At 70.0% G+C, this 19,766-nt stretch carries 17 protein-coding genes; 4 read left to right on the top strand and 13 right to left on the bottom strand.

The features are described from left to right. Window positions 1-61: 61 nt before the first annotated feature. The 4 genes from H7347_RS07905 to H7347_RS07920 all read right to left on the bottom strand — a co-directional run bounded on the left by H7347_RS07905 (window position 62) and on the right by H7347_RS07920 (window position 7,757). Entirely contained in the window at window positions 62-619 is a 558-nt protein-coding gene (locus H7347_RS07905; protein ID WP_186337389.1) for a sigma-70 family RNA polymerase sigma factor, read from the bottom strand. A 94-nt stretch (window positions 620-713) separates the two neighbouring features. Next, on the bottom strand, window positions 714-4,223 hold the full coding sequence (gene murJ, locus H7347_RS07910) for a murein biosynthesis integral membrane protein MurJ (RefSeq protein WP_370513943.1): 3,510 nt from the start codon (window positions 4,221-4,223) through the stop codon (window positions 714-716). A 76-nt stretch (window positions 4,224-4,299) separates the two neighbouring features. Beyond that, window positions 4,300-6,849, bottom strand: coding sequence for a hypothetical protein (locus tag H7347_RS07915; RefSeq protein ID WP_152822979.1), 2,550 nt, complete (start codon window positions 6,847-6,849; stop codon window positions 4,300-4,302). After that, on the bottom strand, window positions 6,846-7,757 hold the full coding sequence (locus tag H7347_RS07920) for an NUDIX hydrolase (protein WP_152822980.1): 912 nt from the start codon (window positions 7,755-7,757) through the stop codon (window positions 6,846-6,848). The genes H7347_RS07915 and H7347_RS07920 overlap by 4 nt, the downstream gene beginning before the upstream one ends. A gap of 95 nt (window positions 7,758-7,852) precedes the next feature. Here H7347_RS07920 and H7347_RS07925 point away from each other — a divergent pair, with 95 nt between their 5' ends. The 4 genes from H7347_RS07925 to H7347_RS07940 are packed head-to-tail and all read left to right on the top strand — an operon-like array spanning window position 7,853 to window position 11,066. Then, window positions 7,853-9,343: a CCA tRNA nucleotidyltransferase gene (locus H7347_RS07925; RefSeq protein ID WP_227659080.1), complete on the top strand. Its 1,491-nt coding sequence runs from the start codon at window positions 7,853-7,855 to the stop codon at window positions 9,341-9,343. 45 nt (window positions 9,344-9,388) lie between these two features. Beyond that, window positions 9,389-9,997, top strand: a complete 609-nt coding sequence (locus tag H7347_RS07930) for a YqgE/AlgH family protein (RefSeq protein ID WP_186337390.1) — start codon at window positions 9,389-9,391, stop codon at window positions 9,995-9,997. Continuing rightward, on the top strand, window positions 9,997-10,722 hold the full coding sequence (locus tag H7347_RS07935; protein ID WP_152822981.1) for an AzlC family ABC transporter permease: 726 nt from the start codon (window positions 9,997-9,999) through the stop codon (window positions 10,720-10,722). The genes H7347_RS07930 and H7347_RS07935 overlap by 1 nt, the downstream gene beginning before the upstream one ends. After that, window positions 10,719-11,066, top strand: coding sequence for an AzlD domain-containing protein (locus tag H7347_RS07940; RefSeq protein WP_152822982.1), 348 nt, complete (start codon window positions 10,719-10,721; stop codon window positions 11,064-11,066). The genes H7347_RS07935 and H7347_RS07940 overlap by 4 nt, the downstream gene beginning before the upstream one ends. Here H7347_RS07940 and H7347_RS07945 read toward each other — a convergent pair. The 9 genes from H7347_RS07945 to H7347_RS07985 all read right to left on the bottom strand — a co-directional run bounded on the left by H7347_RS07945 (window position 11,063) and on the right by H7347_RS07985 (window position 19,656). After that, entirely contained in the window at window positions 11,063-11,380 is a 318-nt protein-coding gene (locus H7347_RS07945) for a hypothetical protein (protein ID WP_152822983.1), read from the bottom strand. The two genes, H7347_RS07940 and H7347_RS07945, sit on opposite strands and share 4 nt — an antisense overlap. 9 nt (window positions 11,381-11,389) lie before the next feature. Beyond that, window positions 11,390-12,352 carry a bile acid:sodium symporter family protein gene (locus H7347_RS07950; RefSeq protein WP_152822984.1) on the bottom strand — a complete coding sequence of 321 codons (963 nt, stop codon included), beginning with the start codon at window positions 12,350-12,352 and terminating at the stop codon, window positions 11,390-11,392. Between the two features lie 10 nt (window positions 12,353-12,362). Beyond that, window positions 12,363-12,746: a Rieske (2Fe-2S) protein gene (locus tag H7347_RS07955; protein WP_152822985.1), complete on the bottom strand. Its 384-nt coding sequence runs from the start codon at window positions 12,744-12,746 to the stop codon at window positions 12,363-12,365. Between the two features lie 61 nt (window positions 12,747-12,807). After that, the gene (trpA, locus tag H7347_RS07960) at window positions 12,808-13,665 is read right to left on the bottom strand and encodes a tryptophan synthase subunit alpha (RefSeq protein WP_152822986.1); all 858 of its coding nucleotides are present in this window, start codon (window positions 13,663-13,665) and stop codon (window positions 12,808-12,810) included. Next, window positions 13,662-14,915 (bottom strand): tryptophan synthase subunit beta, encoded by a 1,254-nt coding sequence (trpB, locus tag H7347_RS07965; protein ID WP_152822987.1) that lies wholly within the window; start codon window positions 14,913-14,915, stop codon window positions 13,662-13,664. Before trpB ends, trpA begins: the two co-directional genes overlap by 4 nt. Before the next feature lie 8 nt (window positions 14,916-14,923). Next, complete coding sequence (gene trpCF, locus H7347_RS07970) at window positions 14,924-16,432, bottom strand: bifunctional indole-3-glycerol-phosphate synthase TrpC/phosphoribosylanthranilate isomerase TrpF (RefSeq protein ID WP_152822988.1); 1,509 nt, start codon at window positions 16,430-16,432, stop codon at window positions 14,924-14,926. Beyond that, the gene (trpD, locus tag H7347_RS07975) at window positions 16,422-17,450 is read right to left on the bottom strand and encodes an anthranilate phosphoribosyltransferase (protein WP_186337391.1); all 1,029 of its coding nucleotides are present in this window, start codon (window positions 17,448-17,450) and stop codon (window positions 16,422-16,424) included. The genes trpCF and trpD overlap by 11 nt, the downstream gene beginning before the upstream one ends. After that, the gene (locus H7347_RS07980; RefSeq protein WP_152822990.1) at window positions 17,447-18,097 is read right to left on the bottom strand and encodes an anthranilate synthase component II; all 651 of its coding nucleotides are present in this window, start codon (window positions 18,095-18,097) and stop codon (window positions 17,447-17,449) included. The genes trpD and H7347_RS07980 overlap by 4 nt, the downstream gene beginning before the upstream one ends. Next, window positions 18,094-19,656 carry an anthranilate synthase component 1 gene (locus H7347_RS07985; protein ID WP_152822991.1) on the bottom strand — a complete coding sequence of 521 codons (1,563 nt, stop codon included), beginning with the start codon at window positions 19,654-19,656 and terminating at the stop codon, window positions 18,094-18,096. The genes H7347_RS07980 and H7347_RS07985 overlap by 4 nt, the downstream gene beginning before the upstream one ends. Between the last annotated feature and the right edge of the window lie 110 nt (window positions 19,657-19,766).

The raw sequence follows: 19,766 nt of genomic DNA on the forward strand, positions 1-19,766 counted from the left end.
TGCCGTGCCCAAGTGTATCGCGGGGCACCCCTCATGGCCCTCAACGGGAACCGGCGCCTTGTCATTCCACCATCAGCTTGCGCAGCGTCGCCTTGGCCCGGGCGCGGCGCGACTTGATGGTGCCGGGCCGCACCCCCGCCATCTCGGCCGCGCGGGCGACGCTGTAGCCCGCGGCGTCGATGAGCACCAGCGCGGCGGCCTGATCCGGGTGGACGCGGTCGAGCGCGGCCCGGAGAACCAGGTGGGTGTCGATGGCGCTGAGCGGTTCGTAGGCCAGGCGAACGTCCGCGTCGCGGGGCGTGCGGTCGTCGTCGAGCGCCGGAACTTCGCGCAGGCGGCGGTGGTGGGCGAAGTCGTAGCCGGAGTTGGCCACCAGCCGGTACAGCCACGTGCCGAGGGTGCACTCCCGGCGGAATGTGTGCAGGTTCTGCGAGGCGCGCAGCAGGGCCTCCTGCAGGATGTCGTGGGCGTCGTGCTCGTTGCGGCCGTAGCGGCGGGCCACCCGCAGCAGGCGGGCGCCGTGGCGGGCCACGATCTCCGCGAAGGCGGCGGCCTCCCCTGCCAGGTACTCCCCCACGAGCTGGCTATCGGACAGATGATGATGGCGCGTGAGTGTCACGGCTTTTCCCCCTCGATAGATGTGCGGCCCCTCCCCCGAGGAGCCCTCCCACCCATTACAGCGCGCCCCGCCTCCTGCCGGGGCGCGTTTTCTCCTACTGTGTTGGGCGGGTACCCCCGATGGCGCTCGGCGCCGCCGCGCCACCGGCCCTGGTTCCCCACACCTCGATGGTGGACACGCTCACCGTGCACGTCTCCGGGGAGACCGCGTCGAACCACACCACCAGCGCCTGCGTGGGCTCCGGGGTGGGGGTCAGGGCGATGGTGGTTTCCCCCGCGTCCAGGGTGGCCTCCCCCACCCTCGGCACCGTGCTCAGATCCAGTTCCTCCTGCAGCCGGGCGGAGTTGAGTCCGCTGGGCACCGCGTAGACCGCCGCGTGGCTGCCGGGGGCGGGCGTGAGCACCTCCAACCGGGAGACCTGAACCGGGTTTTGCAATCGCACCAGCAGCCCCACCCCCGGCTTGTTCCGGAAGCCCTCGGGGTATTCCTCGGACTCCCACGTCGTGGACGGGTTGCCGTCGGCCGCGTAGGTGGCGTTCTCCGGGTGATCGGCCCGATCCCGCTCGCCGGTTCCCGTGGCCTCCCACACGTTGATGGCGCTGAGCGGTTGCATCTGCGGCGGGGCGGCTGCCTCGCTGCTGTGCACGGAGCCCGGATTAACCGGGGAGGAGTCGTTCTGCTTGCCGACGATCGCCGCGATATAGGTGGCCACCACCGCCGCGGCGATCACGGCCGTGAACACCACGAGGCCCAGCCCGGCGGTGCCGCCGCGCGTCATTGACTTCGCGCCGAAACCGGGTCGCTCCTCCACCTGGGGGGTGGCCTCCGCGGTAACGCTCAGGGGCTCCGCCCGGCGGCGGGCCTGCGCGGCGGGGGAATCGGCCTCGTCCCCGGCCAGGCCCACTCGGCGCAGCTCCTGGCTGAGCGCGCGCAACTCCTCGGCGCCGGTCGCCTCGCCCGCGGCCGCCGCCTCCACCCTCGTCTTGACGTCCCGCACGTCCTCCGGGGCGTCCCGATCCACCAGCAGATTCAGCGCCCAGGCGATCGCGTCGAGATCCTGGGCCGTGGCGGCGGTGGAGAGCACCGCTGGGAAGGCCAGCACCGCCGTGCCGGAGGTGGTGACGCGGATGCGAGCCCAGTTATCCAGGCCCAGCGGCGTGTGCACGGACTCGGCCGCCGCGGCGGCGTCCGCCAGCGGGGCCAGCGCGTAGGCCGCCGCCCGGGGATGCACCCGCTCGGAGCGGGACAGCTCCTTGAGCGAGGTTCCCTCCACCCAATCGGCCACCACCAGGCAGCCCGAGCGATAGGCGGAGACGTCGATATTCGGGGCGATCGCCGGGTGATGCAGCCCCGCCAGGGCGCGCGTGCGCCGGGTGACCTCCGAGGCGGCGCTGGCCGCGGCCGCCGGGCTGGCCGGTGCCATCGGAGACGTGCCGCTGGTATCCACGAAAATCAGCGCCACGAGCCGGCCGGTGGCCTGCTCCTTGGCCTGCCAGAACCGAGCCCCCGTCACCGAGCCGTGATCCACCAGGAGGCGGAAGCGGCCGTCAGAGACCGGCGCGCCCGGCACCAGGCGCGGACCGCGCACCACGCCCGCGGACATCGGCGGGGGCACCGGGGAGGCGTTGAACGTGTCCGAGCCGATGAATTGCGAGGACAACTCCTGCTGGGTGGGGGCCTCGACCCGGATCTGGCGATCCGGATCCGTGCGAATGAGGCGATTAAGACCCGGGATCCGCTGGGCCACCGCGCCCAGGTTCTGCACCTCCGGCAGCCGGGAGAAGGACAACACCACGCCCGTGACCACCAGGAACACCACTCCGATCATGCACAGGCGCCCCAGGATCCACAGGGAACCCAGGGTTTCCGCGCCGACCAGGCGCCCCAGCAGGACGCTCGCCCCCGCCGCGACCGCCGTGCCCACGATCGACGCCCCGAGGGCCCACGCCGAGGTGCGCATGATCGTGCCACATCCCAGGGAACCCAGCTTGCGGCGCAGCAGCATCGCGCCGATGACCGCGCCGGCCACGAAGCCGAAGCCGTTGGCCGTGCCCAGAAGCACCACGACCCGATCCGTGGAGGATGCCACCAGGGGCGCCAGGAAGGAAAGAACCACCTTGGTGACCGTGATGCCCGCGATGATGAACGTGGGCGTCCAGGCCTCCTCCCGGGCGTAGAACACGCGCAGGTGCAGCAGCACGAGCGCATACGGGATCAGGGTGAAGGCGGAGAAGCTCAGCGTGAGACCCAGGATGGTGGCCGACTCCGGATCGAAATGGCCGTAGTGGAACAGGCCGAAGGAGATGTCCCGGCCAAAGAGGGTGAAGAACACCACGATGGGGATCAGGGCGATAAAGGTGAGCTTGGTGGCCAGGGTGAGGTCGTCGACCACCCCGCGGTCATCGCCCTCGGCGGCCTTGCGGGACAACCGTGGCATGATCGCCGTGAGAAGGGTGACGCCGATGATGCCGTAGGGAACCTGAAGCAGCAACCAGTGGTTCTGATAGATCAGGGGGGCGGCGTCGCTGGCCTTGGAGGCGATGCGGATGGTGAGTGTGAACCCTATCTGGGAGATGGCCACGTAGACGACGATGGCCAGCGCCATGCCGCCGAATTCCTTGAGGCGGGAATCGATGCCCCACAACGGGCGCAGATCCACCCCCGCCCTGCGCAGGGCCGGCAGCATGATGAGCAGCTGCACCACCACGCCCAGGGTGGTGCCCAGGCCGAGCAGTAAGACGTGCGGGTCGAAGGGGCCCGAGGGGGCCGAGGCGGACAATCGCCCCGGCACGAACTGATAGATCAGGAGCACCGCGATGCTGATGACGTTATTGGCCACCGGGGCCCACGCACCCGGACGGAATATTCCCTTGGTGTTGAGCACCGCCATGAACAGGGAAAAGAGGCCGTAGAAGAAAATCTGCGGCAGGAGCCAATAGGCGAAGGAGGAGGACTGGGTGATATTGACCTCCCCGTCCTGCCGGAGCATGGCCCTGGTCAGCAGCGGCGCCGCCGCCACGGCTGCCAGCGTGATCACCGTGAGCAGGCTCAAGGCCAGGGTGAAGAGGCGCCGGATGAAGGCCGCCCCGCGATCCGGATCCTCCTTTTCCGCCCGCACCAGCACCGGCACCACCAGCGAGGTGAGCACCGCGCCCAGCACGATCTCCGTGATGAGGTTGGGCAGCGTGTTGGCCGTGTTGAAGGCGGAACCCACCGCCGTACCCACCGTGGAGCCGATGAGCACGGTGCGCAGGAAGCCGGTGATGCGAGAGATGAGGGTGGCCACCGCCATCGAGCCGGTGGAGCGCACCACATCGCCGTTGCTGGCCCGCGTGCCCTCCGCCTCCCCCGGCGGGGATTGCTCGGCGGCGGGCCGTTCGAGGGTGCCCGTGGCCCCCGGCGCGGCGCCGGCGTCGAGGGCCCGCCCGGGGGCGTGGCGCAGATCGGAGCGATCGACCTCGCCCTGCGGGGTGGCCCGGGGTTTCCGTTTCACCTCGGGCACCGGGGCGGGCGGCGTGGGGGACACGATCCGCGAGCGCAGGCCTCGCCGGCCCGGCTCGCTCCCGCGACCCGATTGCCTCAATTGCGGATCTGTGGCGTTCACGAGTGACCATTGTTGTGGCTGAAACGCACGAAAGGAAACCGACGCGGCCCCGCGCGCCGCGAATGTCACCGAATCTTTATCGACGCCGCCGACCCAGGCGGAACAACACGGCCGCTGCCAGCAGCCCGCCCAGGCTCAGGAAGAGCGCGGAGACCCCCACCAGGCTGGCCCTGGTCTGCACCGCGATGCGCACCGGATCCGAGATGGCCGAACCGTCCGAGGAGGCCAGCCACAGATCCATCTGGGCCTGCTCGTCCTCATCGCTGATATTCGCCGTCATGTTCACGGTGATGGAACCTCGGGCGGGAATGCGCAGGTGGGTGGGCACCGTGATCCGGGCCCCCTGGGCCGTGTGATAGAGCATGGTGGCATCCACCGGCAGCGGCAGCCCGTTCTTGGCCACGATGAGCAGCGGGGAGGAATCCGAGGTGCGGGTGTAGACGTTGCCGGGCGGCAGCAGGGTGACCGAGCCGCGCAGATCCTGGAGAACCTCCCGGTTGCCGCCGAGGCGGCGCGAGGTGGCGGCCACGGACTCGTGAAAGCTCGCCATGCTGCGGCGCCGGGTGGTGCTCAGGGCGGCGAGCAGATCCTGGCGTAGCGGGGCGGTGAAGGCGTAGCGGGTCAGGGCGATGCTGGGATCGTTGGTCATCAGGCCGGTGAGGTCGTCCGTGTAATTGGCCTGTTGGGTGGTGCGCAGCACCTCGGCGTCGCTGTAGGCGGAGGGGTCGAGGAACGGTGCGCCCAGGCGTGGGCCGGTGGGGGGCACGGCGGCGGCCGATAGGGCGGCAAGCTCCTCGGCCTGGTGGTCGTCGGGGGTGAGGTAGGTGCCCAGCGTCATCGGGCGCGCTTCCCCGGAACTCAGGGCGGACTCGACCTCCGCCAGGAGCATCGCCCCGGTCTCGGCGTCGAGGGCCGCCGGCGGGGCGACGAGCGTGGGTTGTTCTTCCTCCCGGGCCCGTGCCACCGAGCGGCGCACTGCGGCGGCGGCCGTGACCCGGCGTGCGGCCGCGGAATCCAGGGTGAGATCGAAGCGGCCCTCGGGATTGGAGTACCCCGCCGTGGCCGGGTCCTCCCCCGTGGCGGCGAGCGTGGCGGCGAGGGAAGCGGGATAAGTCACGGCGCGGATGCCGGTGCCGATCTGGGCGAAGCGATCCACCTCGGGGGCCGACCACACGGTGTTGTCGGCCACTAGCACGGATACCGGCTGCTGCGGGGGCTGGGGGTGAGTTCCCGCCGCGGCGTCGGGAAGGGCCGGGGAATCCAGGGTGGAATCAGATCCGTGTTCTGCCTCCCCGGCCGCCCGGCCGCCCGCTGTGGCGCTGGCCTCCCAGGCCTCGGTGAGATCCCCGGGTTGATCCGCCCAGGCCAGCGCGGGCACGGTGACCTCGGAAACGTAGCCCGATCCGGGGATCACCACCCCGCGCTGCGGCTGCACGCCCACGACCCGGGAGATGACCTCCTGGCCGCGTTGCAGGGCCTCGCGCATCAGCCAGGGATTGGCGGTGCGCTGCACGGCGTCCAGGTCGGCGTTGGCCCAGGGCAGCGCCACCACGCACCGGCCGGCGGCCACACGGCTCAGCCGCGCCAACCACTCCCGGGCGGGCTGTCCCCCCGCGCCCGGGGACCCGGAGGGGGCGTCGGAGCGCGAACCCCAGCTATCGCGCAGGCGGCGTGTGGGCTCGCCCAGGCGGTGCCGGGTGGGGGCCACGGTGTAGCCGTCTTGCATCCGGGACACCGCGCTGAGCAGGGCCGGGTCCAGGGCCAGGCAGGTGGATTCCGCCACCGGGGCGGACACGAGGGCCTGTTCGTACGCGTCCAGCAGCTCGTGCAGGCGCCCCCCGGCGGACAGCGAGCGGGCCAGGGAATCCTCGCTGAGGATCAGCCGCGCGGGTTCCGGCGCCTCTCCCGTCTCGCCCGGAACGATGTGGGTGGCCTCGGAGAGCGGATAGAGCAGCGACAGCCCCTGGGGGCCGGGTTCGGCGGAGTCATTGTCCTCCGGCGCGGCGGGCGTGAGGCGGGGGCGCGGGTTTGTGTCCACCACGAAGCGCTCCGTGCTCGGCGGGTCGGCGTCCGCGGTGGCCACCACGGCCAGTGGATACGCGGAATCCGGCTCCAGGGCCAGGCTCTCCCCCGCCCCGGGATCGGTGGCGGCGCGCAGCTCCACCTCGCGTTCCTCCCCCGGGGCCAGGGGGCCCGGCACCGTCAGGGGGCTCAGGGGTGTGGTGTAGGTGCTTAAGTCCTGGGCGAGCGCCTGGCGGGCCTGCGCGACGGTGTCTACCGCCGCCGCGCGCCGCAGCTGCAGGGAGAGCTGGGTCACCGGGGCGTCGGAGACGTTGCGCAGCCGCAGCCGCAGCCGCACCTGCTGGCCCGGTTCCAGGTGCGCCCGGATCGCCCCGTCGATGCCCAGCAACGTCACGCGCACCGGACCACGATCCTCCTCGGGGCGCACCAGGGGGTTGGCCCAGAGCTCCCGGGAGGCCTCCGCCGTGGGCGAGAGGGGCAGGATGTCAGCCGATGCGCTCGGGGCGAGCGGAAAGGCGCTGCACAGGGCCGTCGCCGCGCCGAGGATGACCGTGCCGACGGCGCGGCGCGGCGCGGCGCGGGAGAGCAGTCCCGGGAGCATCATCGGGGGGTGTGCCTTCCCGCCCGCTTTTCCGCGCGGGCCAGGTCGGGGAGGATGTCGTGCGCGACCCGGGCCAGCTTGCGCTCGTCGGCGTAGGCGAGGTGCTCGATGAGCTGGTGTACCGGGATCCACGAGACCTCGGTGACCTCCGGGTCCTCGTCGTTGAGGTAGCCGTCCACGTAGCGCAGCAGATAGTGATGCACCGTCTTGTGGATGCGCACGCCCTCGGAGACGAACCAGTAATCGATCGTGCCGAGGTCCGCGAAGACCTCGCCGCTGATCCCTGTTTCCTCCCACACCTCGCGCTGCGCCGTGGTCCGGTGATCCTCTTCCAGTTCCACGTGGCCCTTGGGCATCGACCACAGCAGACGCCGCCGCCGATCCAGCCGACCGATGAGGGCGACGTAGACGCGGGAAAGATCCACGCTGCCATCGGTGGCCACGGCCTCGGCCAGGCCGGAGACCACCAGGCCTCCGGCGGAGGTCTCTCTCCGGGTATCGAGGTGCGAGGCGGCGGCCGCGTTTTTGCGGGGGTGGCCCCCCCTGCGGTTCCCGCCGCGGCCTCCCTTTCCGCTGCGCGCGGCGGAGCGACGCCGGCCGCCGCCGCGCTGTCCGCGCCGCCCGCCGGAGCGCTGCGAGGTGGTGCTCCCGGCGCCCCCACCCTGGCGGCGACGCCTGCGACGAGGACGAGTGGCGGCCTCCCTGGAACCCTCCGCGCCGCCCGCGGGTCGGGGCGTCGATGCCGCGGTGGCCTCTCCCCCGGTGGAGGCGGTCGTGGTGGTTCCGGTGCCGCGCTGGGAACGCCCCCGCCCGCGTCGCCGCCGGCGACCGCCGGATGCTCCGGGCGCGCCCGAGCCGCTGGTCGCCTGGCGGGGCCCAGGCCGGTGTGCGCGCTCGTCCTTGTCGTTCATCACCTAGATGGTATCCGCTCGGGGCGGGCGGCGGTACTTTCGCAGTTGCGCCCGGGGTGGTCGTGCCCGGGGCGGGCCGGGACGCGGCAGGTAGAATGAGGCGGGTGAAAAACCAGGAAGTACAGCAGTCCCAGGCCGAACTCGGGGAAGCCGCCATGCTCATACGGGCCGAACACGCGGTGCGTGAGCTCACCCCGGTGCTCGGCGGCCTCGTGCGGGCCTTCGCGCGGCGGGGCGAATCCCTCTATCTCGTGGGTGGTTCCGTGCGCGACGCCCTCCTCGGTCGCCTGGGCCACGACCTGGACTTCACCACCCCCGCCCGCCCCCCGGTGATCCAGGAGATCCTGGAGGGCTATGCCCCGGCGGTGTGGGACACCGGCATAGAATTCGGCACGGTCTCCGCGGAGAAGGATGGCCAGCAGATAGAGATCACCACCTTCCGCTCCGATTCTTACGACGGCGTAACGCGCAACCCCGAGGTGCGTTTCGGCGATACCCTGGCGGGTGACCTGGTGCGCCGGGACTTCACCATCAATGCCATGGCGGTGGAACTGGTTGTTGGGAAGGACAGTGAGGTGGAGGGCCGTTTTCACGATCCCATGGACGGCTTTACCGCCCTTCGCGCCGGCGTGCTCGATACCCCTTCCGCCCCGGAGGAATCCTTCTCGGACGATCCCCTGCGGATGCTGCGCGCGGCGCGCTTCGTCTCCCAGCTGGGGGTGCGCGTGGCCGAGCGCGTGGCGGCGGCCATGCGGACGATGGCCGGGGAGATCCGGCGGATCACCGCGGAACGGGTGCGCGCGGAGCTCGATAAGCTCATGGCCGGCCGTCACCCCGAGGCCGGCTGGGAGCTGCTCGTGCGCACCGGGATCGCGGAGATCGTCTTTCCCGAGGTAGCCGGCCTGCACCTGACCCCCGACGAGCACCTGCAGCACAAGGACGTCTACGCTCACTCCATGACGGTGCTGCGCCAGGCCATCGACCAGGAGGAACCCGGACACGAACCGGACCTGGTGCTGCGCTGGGCGGCGCTGCTGCACGACGTGGGCAAGCCCGCCACCCGGGCCGCCAAGCCGGGCGGCGGGGTGACCTTTCATCACCACGAGGTGGTGGGGGCGAAGATGGTGCGCAAGCGGATGCGGGCCCTGAAGTATTCCAAGCAGATGGTCGGGGACGTGGGTCAGCTGGTGTTTCTGCACATGCGCTTCCACGGGTTCAGCGAGGGGCAGTGGACGGACTCGGCGGTGCGCCGCTACGTTACCGACGCCGGTCCCCTGCTGCCGCGCCTGCACAAACTGGTGCGGGCGGACTGCACGACCCGGAATAAAAAGAAGGCGGCCCGCCTGCAGGCCAACTACGATCGCCTGGAAGAAAGGATCGAGGAGATCCAGGCCAGGGAGGACTTGGCCCGCGTGCGTCCGGATCTGGACGGCAACGAGATCATGGCGATCCTGGGCCTAAGGCCGGGCCCGGAGGTGGGCCGGGCCTGGGCCTACCTCAAGGAGGTGCGCCTGGAGCGCGGGCCGATGGAGCGCGACGAGGCCGTCGCGCTCCTGCGGGAATGGTGGGCCCGGCAGTCCGGCTAGTGCGAGATTCATGCGGAAATCGGAACAGAGGAAGGATGAGGCGCCGTGGCCGAGGACTACTACGCGGATAGATTATTGAAGGCCCTGGAGCGCAACGATCCGGCGCCGGGCATGCTTCTGGTGGCGGCACCGGGAACGGAGTCGTCCGCCTTCGCCCGCTCCGTGGTGCTGGTGTTGGAGCACAATGAGGCGCTGACCTTTGGCGTCAATCTCGCCTCCCGCAGCGATCTGGCCGTGTATAACGTCATGCCGGAGTGGCTGAGCCTGGTGGCCAAGCCCCAGGCGCTTTACATCGGCGGGCCGTTGCAGCAGCAGTCCGTGGTGGGCGTGGGGGTTCCCGCCCAGGGTGTGGAGGTGGATAAGCATCCGCATCTCAATCGCCTGGCCACCAGGCTGGTGATGGTGGATCTGGGCGCAGATCCCGAGGATCTGAGCGAGGACATCGAGGGCATGCGCCTTTTTGCCGGGTACGCCGAATGGGGGCCGGGCCAGCTGCAGGAGGAGATCGAGCGCGGTGATTGGTACGTAGCCCCGGCCCTCCCCTCCGACGTGGTGGCCCCGGGGCGATCGGATCTGTGGGCGGAGGTCCTGCGCCGTCAGCCCATGCCGCTGCCGCTCTTTTCCACTTACCCCGTCGATCCCGGGGAAAACTAATGCGGGGCCCGCGGGATGTTTCACGTGAAACATGGCAGGAGATCCGAGCGGGCCTGGCCGATACCTGGACGGTGGGCCTGGGCCTGATCCCCCTGGGCTTGGCCTTCGGCATGCTCATGGTGCAATCCGGCTACGCCTGGTGGTGGACGCCGATCTTCTCCCTGGTGATCTACGCCGGATCCATGGAGTTCCTGGCCATCAACCTGGTTTCCTCGGGCATCGGCCCCCTCTCCGCCGCCCTCACCGGATTCATGGTGAACTTCCGCCACATCTTTTATGGCCTCACCTTCCCCCGCGATGCCATCCCCTCGGCGGCGGCGCGGGCGTACTCCACCTACGCGCTGACCGACGAATCCTATGCCGTGGTCTCCGCCCATCCCCCGGGACGGCTCGGCGGAGTGCGGGTGCTCACCATCCAGGCATTGTGCCAGGTGCTCTGGGTGGTTCCCGGCATCCTCGGTGCGCTGCTGGGCCAGGTGATTCCGGCGGATATCGAGGGTATGGACTTCGCCCTCACGGCGCTCTTCATCGTGCTGGCGTGGGAGTCCTTCCGCAATAACCGGGATGCCTCCCTGCCGCTTGTGGCCGGGACCCTGGCCGTGGCGGCGGCCCTGGTGGTACCGGGCCAGATGCTCATGGCGGCGCTGGCGCTGTACTTTTTCATCCTCGTGGTGCGCTTCCGGTGGCGGGAATCCCGCGGCGTGACGCCTAAGGGGGACAAATGAGCGATCTCGGCCTGCCCGAGGGCGTGAGCCCGGCGACGGTGGCGGCGGTGCTGCTGCCCATCGCGATGGTGACCGTGGCGCTGCGGCAATTCCCTTACAGCGCCAAGAAAATGCTCCGGCACAGCCGCTTCATGGGCACCCTGGCCCTGACCATGCCCGTGGGCGTGATGGTGGTGCTGGTGGTCTACACCGTGGCGGGTCAGGCGCACAACCCCGGGGGCCTGTGGGCCTGCCTGCTGGCGGGCGCGGCCACCCTGGGCCTGCACGCCTGGAGGCGTCAGTCCGGGTTGTCCATCCTCGGGGGCACGGCGCTGTACATACTGCTGGTGAACGCGGTGTTCTAGGTGTCCAGGCCGGGGAAGGCAGCGACGGCGCGCGCCCACAGGGCCCGAAACTCCTCCGCGCTCAGTTCCTCGGCGGATACGTCGGGGAAGGCGCCATACGTATCGGGATGCGGCACGATCTCCTGGGGCGGGGTATCCATCCCGTAGTGGCGATCCCCCACCGCCGCGCCCGTCGGCCGCCCCGAGGGATCGACCTCGACGATGCGGGCCATCCGGCAGCGTTCGGCGCCGAGGGGATGGAGCTCGGCCACGTGCGTGGCGGTGCCGGCGCCGGGAATGGTGAGGATGGTGCGGATGAAGAGGGGGGAACTCATGGGCCCATGTTAGCCCGCCGCCTCGGCGCGCTGGGCGTAGCGGGCGGCCAGCCAGGAGCACATCATCAGCTGCACCTGATGGAAGATCATCAGCGGCAGGATCAAAAGCCCCAGCGCCGAACCCCCAAAGATGACCGAGGCCATCGGCAGGCCCGAGGCCAGGGACTTCTTGGTGCCGCAGAACTGAATGGCCAGGGTGTCTTCCCTATCGAAGCCCAGGCGCCGCGCGGTGGCGCGCGTGAGCCACAGCATGAACGCCACCAGGGCGACGGACAAGACGGTGAGAAAGACGATCTCCCCCACGGATGTGGACTGCCACACGCCGCCGACCATGCCCGCGGAAAAGGCGGAGTACACCACCATCGTGATGGAACCGCGATCCACGATCTTGGTGGCCCGGTGCGCGGCAAATCCCTTGACCCAGCGGTGCGCCACCTGCCCCAGGAGGAAGGGGATGAGCAGCTGGAGGGCGATGTCGAGGAAGACGGAGGCGTCGATATGCAGGCCGGAGCGGGAGTTCATCAGGAGGAACACGAGCACCGGGGTGAGCACCACCCCGGCGAGGTTGCTCACCGAGGCCGCGACGATGGCCCCGGCGACGTTCCCCCTGGCGATGGAGGTGAAGGCCACCGAGGACTGCACCGTGGAGGGCACCAGGGTAAGAAAGAGGATTCCCAGGTAAAGATCCGGCGAGAGGAAGAACGTGAGCGGCCGGAGCGCGAGGCCGAGGAGCGGAAAAACCAGGAAGGTAAAGGCGAGGATCAGCAGGTGTAGCCGCCAGTGAGAGAGGCCCCGCAGGGCCTCCTGGGTGGACAGGCGCGCCCCGTAGAGGAAGAAGAGCACCGCGATGGCCGCGGAGGTGGCCGCGGAAAAGGCGTCCGCGAAGGAGCCTCGGGCCGGGGCCACGATGCCCACCGCCACGGCGGCGATGATGAGGAAGATGAGGGGATCCTGGCGTTTCAGCAGACTCATCCTGGAGATTTTAAAGGCTCAGGCTGAGATCCGCGCCGTTTTTCTCCACGGTGCCCTCCGCGAGGCCGGTGCGGGCCGGCCCCGAGACCACTGAGCCATCGGCGAGGGAAAACACGGAATTGTGGGTGAGGCAGCGCACCGTGTCCCCCTCCACCTCGGTGATCGTGCTGCTTTGATGGGGGCAGGTGGTGGAGTAGGCCCGGTAGGTGCCCGCCTCCGGCTGCGCGATGATGAAGTCTCCCACGATCACGGCGCTGCCCACGGGGACATCGTCCGCCGCGATCTCCGCGGTGGGGCTGGAACCGCAGGCGGCGAGGACCGCCCCGGCGAAGGTGGTGGCGCTCCCCAAGAGGAAGAGGCGCCGGCTGCACGGGGGATGCGGGGATTCGACCATGCCTCTCAGTATGCGCCGCTCGGCCCCGCCGGGAAAGCAAGCGGAGCCTAAGCCGGTTACGTCACAGTGTTGCCTTTTTCATCTCGCGCACGTAGTCGCTTAGTTCCTTCCGGAGGGCCGTTGGGTCCCCCACGCGGAAGGCGGGGAGGCCGTGCTCGGAGTGGGAGGGGCGCGAGGGGTCGGGCACGCAGTGCCGCTCTATGATCCTCGTGATGGCGGAGCCGGTGATGGCCCCCGCCGCGCCCGCCCGTACCGCCGCGCGGACGTGCTCCGGGCGGGAGATGCCGAAGCCGAGCAGGATGGGCGCGCCGCCGAAGCGGGCGACGTGCTCCACGGCCCGGCGGAGACCCGTGGTTTCCGATTGCTTTTCCGCGCCCGTGACCCCGTCGCGGGATACGGCGTAGATGTAGCCCCGGGAGTGGGTGGCCACGGATTCCAGCACGGCCTCGGAGGCCTGCGCCGGAGCGATGAACACGGGGTCGACCCCCGCGCGCTCGGCGGCCGCGACGAAGGGGGCGCCCTCCCGGACGGGAATATCCGGCAGGAGGATCGCGTCCGCCCCGGCTTCCGCGAACTCGCGGTAGAAGGCGTCCAGACCGCGGGAGAAGGGGACGTTGCCGTACACGAGTATGCCGAGCGGTAGCCGGGGGAACTCCTCGCGGATGGTGCGGATGAGCTCGAGGGCATCGGCCAGGCCCACTCCCCCGGCCAGCGCGCGGACGTGCGAGGCCTGGATGGTGGGCCCGTCGGCCACTGGGTCGGAGAAGGGGACGCCGAGCTCCAGGGCGTCCGCACCGGCGGCCACCAGGGTGCACACGATGTCGAGCGAGTCTTCCGGGGAGGGATCGCCCAGCATGAGGAAGGGCACGAAGGCGCCCTCGTCGTGCAGGTGGGAGAACAGGGTGCTAAAGCGGCTCATCGGTTTTCCTCCAGGGTGAGTTCGGGGAGCACGAGCTCCGGGTGCTCGTCGAGGGTGCGGCGCACGTGATCGACGTCCTTGTCGCCGCGCCCGGAGAGGGAGACCAGGATGGTGAGGTCTCGGCCCTCATCCCGCGCGGTGCGGGCGCGCTTGAGGGCGTAGGCGAAGGCGTGGGAGGACTCCAGGGCGGGGATGATCCCCTCCCGGCGGGCGAGGATCTGGAAGGCCTCGATGGCCTCCGCATCGGTGATGCCCACGTATCGCGCGCGGCCGGTGGCGGCGAGGTGGGCGTGCTCCGGGCCCACGCCGGGATAGTCCAGGCCGGCGGAGATGGAATAGGACTCCTCCACCTGTCCCTCGGCGGTGCGCATGAGGTAGGAGCGTGCCCCGTGGAGGATGCCCACCTGGCCGTTGGTGATCGTGGCCCCGTGATGCCCGGACTCGATGCCCTCCCCCGCCGCCTCAGTACCCACGAGCTCCACGGAGGGCTCGTCGATGAACTCCGCAAACATGCCGATGGCGTTGGAACCACCGCCCACGCAGGCCACCACCACGTCCGGCAACGCGCCGGTGCGCTCGACGATCTGCGCCTTGGCCTCCTGGGAGATCACGCGGTGAAACTCCTTGACCAGCGTGGGGAACGGGTGTGGTCCGGCGGCGGTGCCCAGCAGGTAGTGGGACTCGTGGAAGGTGGCCGTCCAATCGCGCAGTGCCTCGTTCACGGCGTCTTTGAGGGTGCCGGAGCCGGTGTCCACCGGGATCACGGTGGCCCCGTGGAGCTTCATCCGGTAGACATTGGGCTGCTGCCTCTCGACGTCCTTGGCTCCCATGTAGATCACGCAGTCCATGCCGAGCAGGGCGCAGGCCAGGGCGGTGGCGGTGCCGTGCTGGCCGGCCCCGGTCTCCGCGATGATGCGCTTCTTGCCCATCTTCTTGGCTAGGAGGATCTGGCCGATCACCTGGTTGGTCTTGTGCGCGCCGCCGTGCACCAGGTCCTCGCGCTTGAGGAAGATGCGTACGCGGGAGTCCGCCGACGTTTCACGTGGAACATTGCGGCATTCGGTGAGCGGTGTGGGCCGCCCGAGGTAATCGCGCAGGAGCGCGCGGTACTCCCGCATGAAGGCCTCGTCGCGGAGGGCCTCCACGAAGGCGCTTTCCAGCTGATCGAGGGCGGGAATCAGGGATTCGGGGACGAATTGGCCGCCAAACTCCCCAAAATAGGCCGGGAGCAGGGGGTGGGTAGAGGACATGGTGAGAGTTACTTCCCTTCTTCAGGAGCCTGAGAGCTGTGCGAGCGGATGAGGAGAAAGGCGCGGCGTAGGGCGGCGGCGTCCTTGTGCCCGGCCCACGGGCCGGATTCCGGCCCGTACTCCACGCCGGAATTGAGATCCATGCCCGCGCAGCCCACGGCGAGGGCGCGGTCGAGATTCTCGGCGTGGAGGCCCCCGGCGAGGAGGGAGATGGGTCGGGCCTCGGCGGGAACTCGGGCCCAGTCGAAGGCGCGGCCGGTGCCGCCGGCCCCGGAGTCGAGCACGAGCCGATCCAGGAGTCCGCCGCGCTCCTCGTCGCCCGGCTCCCCGGCGAGGGCGGCGAGGTATCGAGCGGTTGCGTCGGCGTCCGGGTGGGTCATGGAGACGGCGCGCCAGATGCGGACGTCCCGGCGCCCGTGGCTATCGAGGTCCGCGCGGACGGAATCGAGCAGGGCCCGCTCCCCCGCCGAGGAACCCCGGTAGGGGGCGTGCAGCTGAACGGCGGTGACGTCGATTCCCTCGATGAGCTTCGCCCACCCGTCGGTGCGACGGGAGACGGCCACGTAATCGAGTCCGGGTTCGGCGGTGATGATGGCCCGGGCCGTTTCACGTGAAACATGGCGCGGGGAGGCCTCCTCGAAGATCAGCCCGCCGTACACCGCCCCGGCCGCTCGGGCCGCCTGGGCGGCCGAGGGGCGGGTGAGGCCGCAGACCTTGTTCTCGCCAAAGACCAGTCGGCGGGCGGCGCGGTCGATGTCGGGTTGCCCGGTGAGTTGCGAGCCCACTAGGAAAGCGTGGGAATGGGAACCCAGGCGGGAGACGGTGGCGCGATCGCGGATGCCGGATTCGGAGACCACCACCACGTCCCCGGGCAGCAGGGCCGCCAGGCGCCGGGAACGCGAGAGGTCGATGGAAAGGTCGTGGAGGTTGCGGTGATTGATGCCCACGATCTGCGCGCCCAGGCGGAGGGCGCGCGCCACCTCGTCCTCGTCGATGATCTCGGTGAGGACGTCCATGCCGAGGCGCGCCGCCTCCGCCGCCAGGGCGGCATAGGCGTCATCGTCGAGGATCGAGAGCATGAGGAGGATCGCGTCGGCCCCGAAGTAGCGAGCGGCGTGGATCTGCACCGGGTCGATGATGAAGTCCTTGCAGAGCACCGGCAGGTGCGTGGTGGCCGCCACGGTGGCGAGATGGTCGTAATCTCCGCCGAAGCGCTCCGGCTCGCACAGTACCGAGATTCCCGAGGCGTAGCGGGAATACACGGCGGCGATGGCGCCCGGCTCGTAGTGCTCGCGGATGACCCCCAGGGAGGGCGAGGAGGATTTGCACTCCATGATGAAGCGGTTGGCGCGCGCGGCGCTCCCCTGCTCCCCGCCGCCGAGGTGGCGGTAGAGGGAGCGGGTGGAACGCGGCAGGGTCGCCGGATCCACGTGGGAGATGCGTGCCCGAATGTCCGCCAGGTGCGTGCGCCGGGCGGTGACGATCCCCTCCAGGACGGTGGGAAGCCTAGTGGGCATAGTCGGCCTCCTCGTGCGTGCGCAGCCACCGGGTCACGGTGCCGTCCGCCATCGTGTCCAGGGCGCGCTCCACGCCCTGACGAATCGTGGGGCTGTGCCCGGATACGTAGAACATGGCCCCGGCGGAGGCGGCCAGGGCCTCTCGATGGGCCGCGGGGCCGGTGCCCTCGAAGGCGGCGTAGAGGTGCCGGGCGTTCTCGCGGGCATCGCCGCCCGTGAGGTCCCCGAGGTCGTGGGTGTCCAGGCCCATCTCCCGCGGGGTCAGGGTGTATTCCTCGATCTCCCCGGAGGGGGTGAGCTCCCAGACCTGGGTGGGCCCCCACACGGCGATCTCGTCGGCGCCGGAGCCGTGCACCACGAGGGCCCGGGTGCGGCCGAGGTCGCGGAACACCTCTGCCAGCATGCCCCCCAGTCGAGGGTTGGCCACGCCCATGATCTGGAACTCCGGCCGCGCGGGAGAGAGCACCGGGCCGAGGACGTTGAAGATGGTGGGGATCCTCAGCACGCGGCGCACGGGTTGCACGTGAGCGATAGCCGGGTGATAGGCCGGGGCGAAGAGGAAGGTGAAGCCGGAGGCCCGGAATTGGCGTACGGCGCGTTCGGGGTCGAGATCCAACGGGATGTTCATGGCCTCAAGGACGTCCGCCGAGCCGGAGGCGGAGGAGACCGAGCGGTTACCGCACTTAATCATGGGCACCCCGCCCGCCGCCGCGACGAGGGAGGCTCCCGTGGTGATGTTGATGGTGTTAAGGCCGTCCCCGCCGGTGCCGGCGGTGTCGGTGATCCCGGCCCCGGTGACGGGGAAGGGATGCCCGGCGGCGAGGAAGGCGCGGGCCGCCCCGAGGATGTCGGCCGGGCTCTCCCCCCTGGTGCGGATGGCGGTGAGGAGGGCGGCGATGTGCACGTCGTCGTAATCCCCCACCGTGAGGGGGGTGAAGACCTCCTGGGCCTGCTGGGCGGAGGGATGCGGCTCGTCGAGGTATGCGATGAGGGTGCGGAGGGCGTCCGGGGTGGTCACGCTGCTGCCTTTCGGTGAGTGAGGAGGTGGTCGATGAGGCGGTCGAGCAGGATCGGTCCGCTGGGACTGAGCACGGATTCCGGGTGGAATTGCAGGCCGATGGCGGGGTGGTCGGTGCAGCGGGCGGCCATGACCACCTCACCGATCCGGGAATCCGACCATCCCAGGGCCTCCATGCTGGCCGGGACGGTGGTGCAGCCGAGGGAGTGGTACCGGGCCACGGGCACGGCGCGCCCGGGATCCTCGGGCTGGTCCGGCTCAGCGTCGATGGTTAGTCCCCGGAAAAGCTCGGAGGCGGCCGCGGCGGGGGTCAGGCGCATCACGTCCGTGGTGCCATGAACCGGCCCGCAGGGCACCACGTTGCCGCCGAAGTGCTCCAGGAGCGCCTGGAAGCCCAGGCAGATTCCCAGCACCGGGATGCGGCGCTCCAGCGCCAGCGCCAGGGTATCCATCATGGTTCCCGCCTCCCGGGGATGACCCGGTCCCGGGGAGAGCACCAGGAGGTCGGGCTCGGCGGCGGCGATCTGCGCCACCGGCACGGTATTGCGGAACACGGTGCAGCGGTGCCCGCCGGTGCGCAGGGCATCGACGAGGTTGTAGACGAAGGAATCGTGGTTATCCACGAGGACGATGTAGGCCGCGTTCATCGGAGAACCTCCAGATTCTTGCCGGCGGCTAGGGCCAGGGCGTGCAGGACGGCATAGGCTTTGTGCAGGCTTTCGTCGGCTTCGGATTGGGGATCGGAATCGCGCACCACCCCGGCCCCGGCCTGGACCACGGCCGTGCCGTCCTGGACGAAGGCGGAGCGGATCACGATGCAGGTATCCATGTCTCCTCCCCCGCGCAGGTAGCCCACGGCGCCGCCGTAGGAGCCGCGTCGCCGCTTCTCGACGCCCCGCAGCAGCTCCGTGGCGCGCAGCTTAGGCGCCCCGGTGAGGGTGCCCATGTTCATGCAGGCGCGGTAGGCGTCCAGGGCGTCGAGGCCGGGGGCGAGGGTGGCGGTGACGCGGGAGACGAGATGCATGACCCGGGAGTAGCGATCGACCTGGAGTAGGTCGGCCACGCGGCGGGTGCCCGGCTCGGCCACGCGGGCGAGGTCGTTGCGGGCGAGGTCCACCAGCATGGTGTGCTCGGAAAGCTCCTTGGCGTCCGTGCGCATGGCGAGCTCGTGGCGAATGTCTAGCTCGTGGTTTACCGATCCGTCCGGGTGGAGGCCGCGGGGACGGGTTCCGGCGATGGGATAAAGCTCGAGGGTGCGGGAGGCGGCCTCAAACTTGAGGTTGGATTCCGGGGAGGCACCGAAGAGCTCGTAGGGGCGAGCATCGGCGGAGACGCCCCGAAGATAGAACATGTAGGGGCTGGGGTTGGTGTCCCGCAGGTGCAGATAGGCCGCGAAGGCGTCCGGGCACTCGGCGGTAAACGCGCGGGCGGGCACCACCTGATAGACGTCCCCACAGTCGATGTGTCGCTTCAACTCCTCGACCTGGGCGCGGAACTCGGCGTCGGTGGTTTGGGCGGTGGCCCGCACAACTCCCTCGACAGCGGTGGCGTCCTCGGCGTGTTTCACGTGAAACATCGCGATGCTCTCCGCCAGCTCGTCCACCCGGCGCCGGACGGCGGCCTCGTGCTCCCCCGCCGCGACCGCCCGCACCATGGCGGTGCGCTCGCGGTGATTGATCTCCAGCGCCACCTCCGCCATGTGGAACTGATAGTCCGGGTAGGTATTGGCGGAATCTCGCACCGGGGGAAGCTGTTCGAAGGTGCCCAGGTAATCGAAGGCTATGCCGCCCACGAGCAGCGGCAGGCCGGGCGGGAAACCGGGCAGGTTCTGAAGCCGGCGTAGGGGTTCCACGCTGCTTATGTCGGTGAGCCTCTCCCCCTCCTCGGCGGCCTCCGAGGGCGGAAACCGGAAGCCCTCCTTGGTGGCGTAGTCCCCCAGCGCCTCCCGAAGCTCGGTGTAGATCCTTTCCCCCGACGCGCTGAGCGGAGTGATTTCCACGTCCTGCCCGCGGCAGGTTAGCCGCAGGGAGCAATCCAGGACGGAAAGGGAGCTAATACCGGAGCGGGTGGAGATGTCCGCGCTCTCCAGCAGCGCGGCACCCGCGGAGGCGGTTCCGCCGAGGGCCTGGAACAGCGCCGCGGCGTCCTCGTGATACGTCACAGTACGTTCTATGACATGATATTCGCTATGGTCTCTTTTAGTCATATGGCTTCATCCTTGTGCGTGGTGTGGTCGTAGCGGTGAAGCGGACCCCGGATACGCGGAAGGCCCGCCGCCTCCCCGAGAGGAAGCTCGCGAGCCTGGTTCATACGTGA

The sequence above is a fragment of the Corynebacterium sp. zg-331 genome, assembly GCF_014267345.1.
Classification (GTDB): domain Bacteria; phylum Actinomycetota; class Actinomycetes; order Mycobacteriales; family Mycobacteriaceae; genus Corynebacterium.

Coding starts and splice junctions, on each gene's coding strand:
- H7347_RS07915 (WP_152822979.1), bottom strand. CDS start 6,849: ATGATGCTCCCGGGACTGCTCTCCCGCGCCGCGCCGCGCCGCGCCGTC.
- H7347_RS07920 (WP_152822980.1), bottom strand. CDS start 7,757: ATGAACGACAAGGACGAGCGCGCACACCGGCCTGGGCCCCGCCAGGCG.
- H7347_RS07925 (WP_227659080.1), top strand. CDS start 7,853: ATGAGGCGGGTGAAAAACCAGGAAGTACAGCAGTCCCAGGCCGAACTC.
- H7347_RS07935 (WP_152822981.1), top strand. CDS start 9,997: ATGCGGGGCCCGCGGGATGTTTCACGTGAAACATGGCAGGAGATCCGA.
- H7347_RS07940 (WP_152822982.1), top strand. CDS start 10,719: ATGAGCGATCTCGGCCTGCCCGAGGGCGTGAGCCCGGCGACGGTGGCG.
- H7347_RS07945 (WP_152822983.1), bottom strand. CDS start 11,380: ATGAGTTCCCCCCTCTTCATCCGCACCATCCTCACCATTCCCGGCGCC.
- H7347_RS07950 (WP_152822984.1), bottom strand. CDS start 12,352: ATGAGTCTGCTGAAACGCCAGGATCCCCTCATCTTCCTCATCATCGCC.
- H7347_RS07955 (WP_152822985.1), bottom strand. CDS start 12,746: ATGGTCGAATCCCCGCATCCCCCGTGCAGCCGGCGCCTCTTCCTCTTG.
- trpA (WP_152822986.1), bottom strand. CDS start 13,665: ATGAGCCGCTTTAGCACCCTGTTCTCCCACCTGCACGACGAGGGCGCC.
- trpB (WP_152822987.1), bottom strand. CDS start 14,915: ATGTCCTCTACCCACCCCCTGCTCCCGGCCTATTTTGGGGAGTTTGGC.
- trpCF (WP_152822988.1), bottom strand. CDS start 16,432: ATGCCCACTAGGCTTCCCACCGTCCTGGAGGGGATCGTCACCGCCCGG.
- H7347_RS07980 (WP_152822990.1), bottom strand. CDS start 18,097: ATGAACGCGGCCTACATCGTCCTCGTGGATAACCACGATTCCTTCGTC.
- H7347_RS07985 (WP_152822991.1), bottom strand. CDS start 19,656: ATGACTAAAAGAGACCATAGCGAATATCATGTCATAGAACGTACTGTG.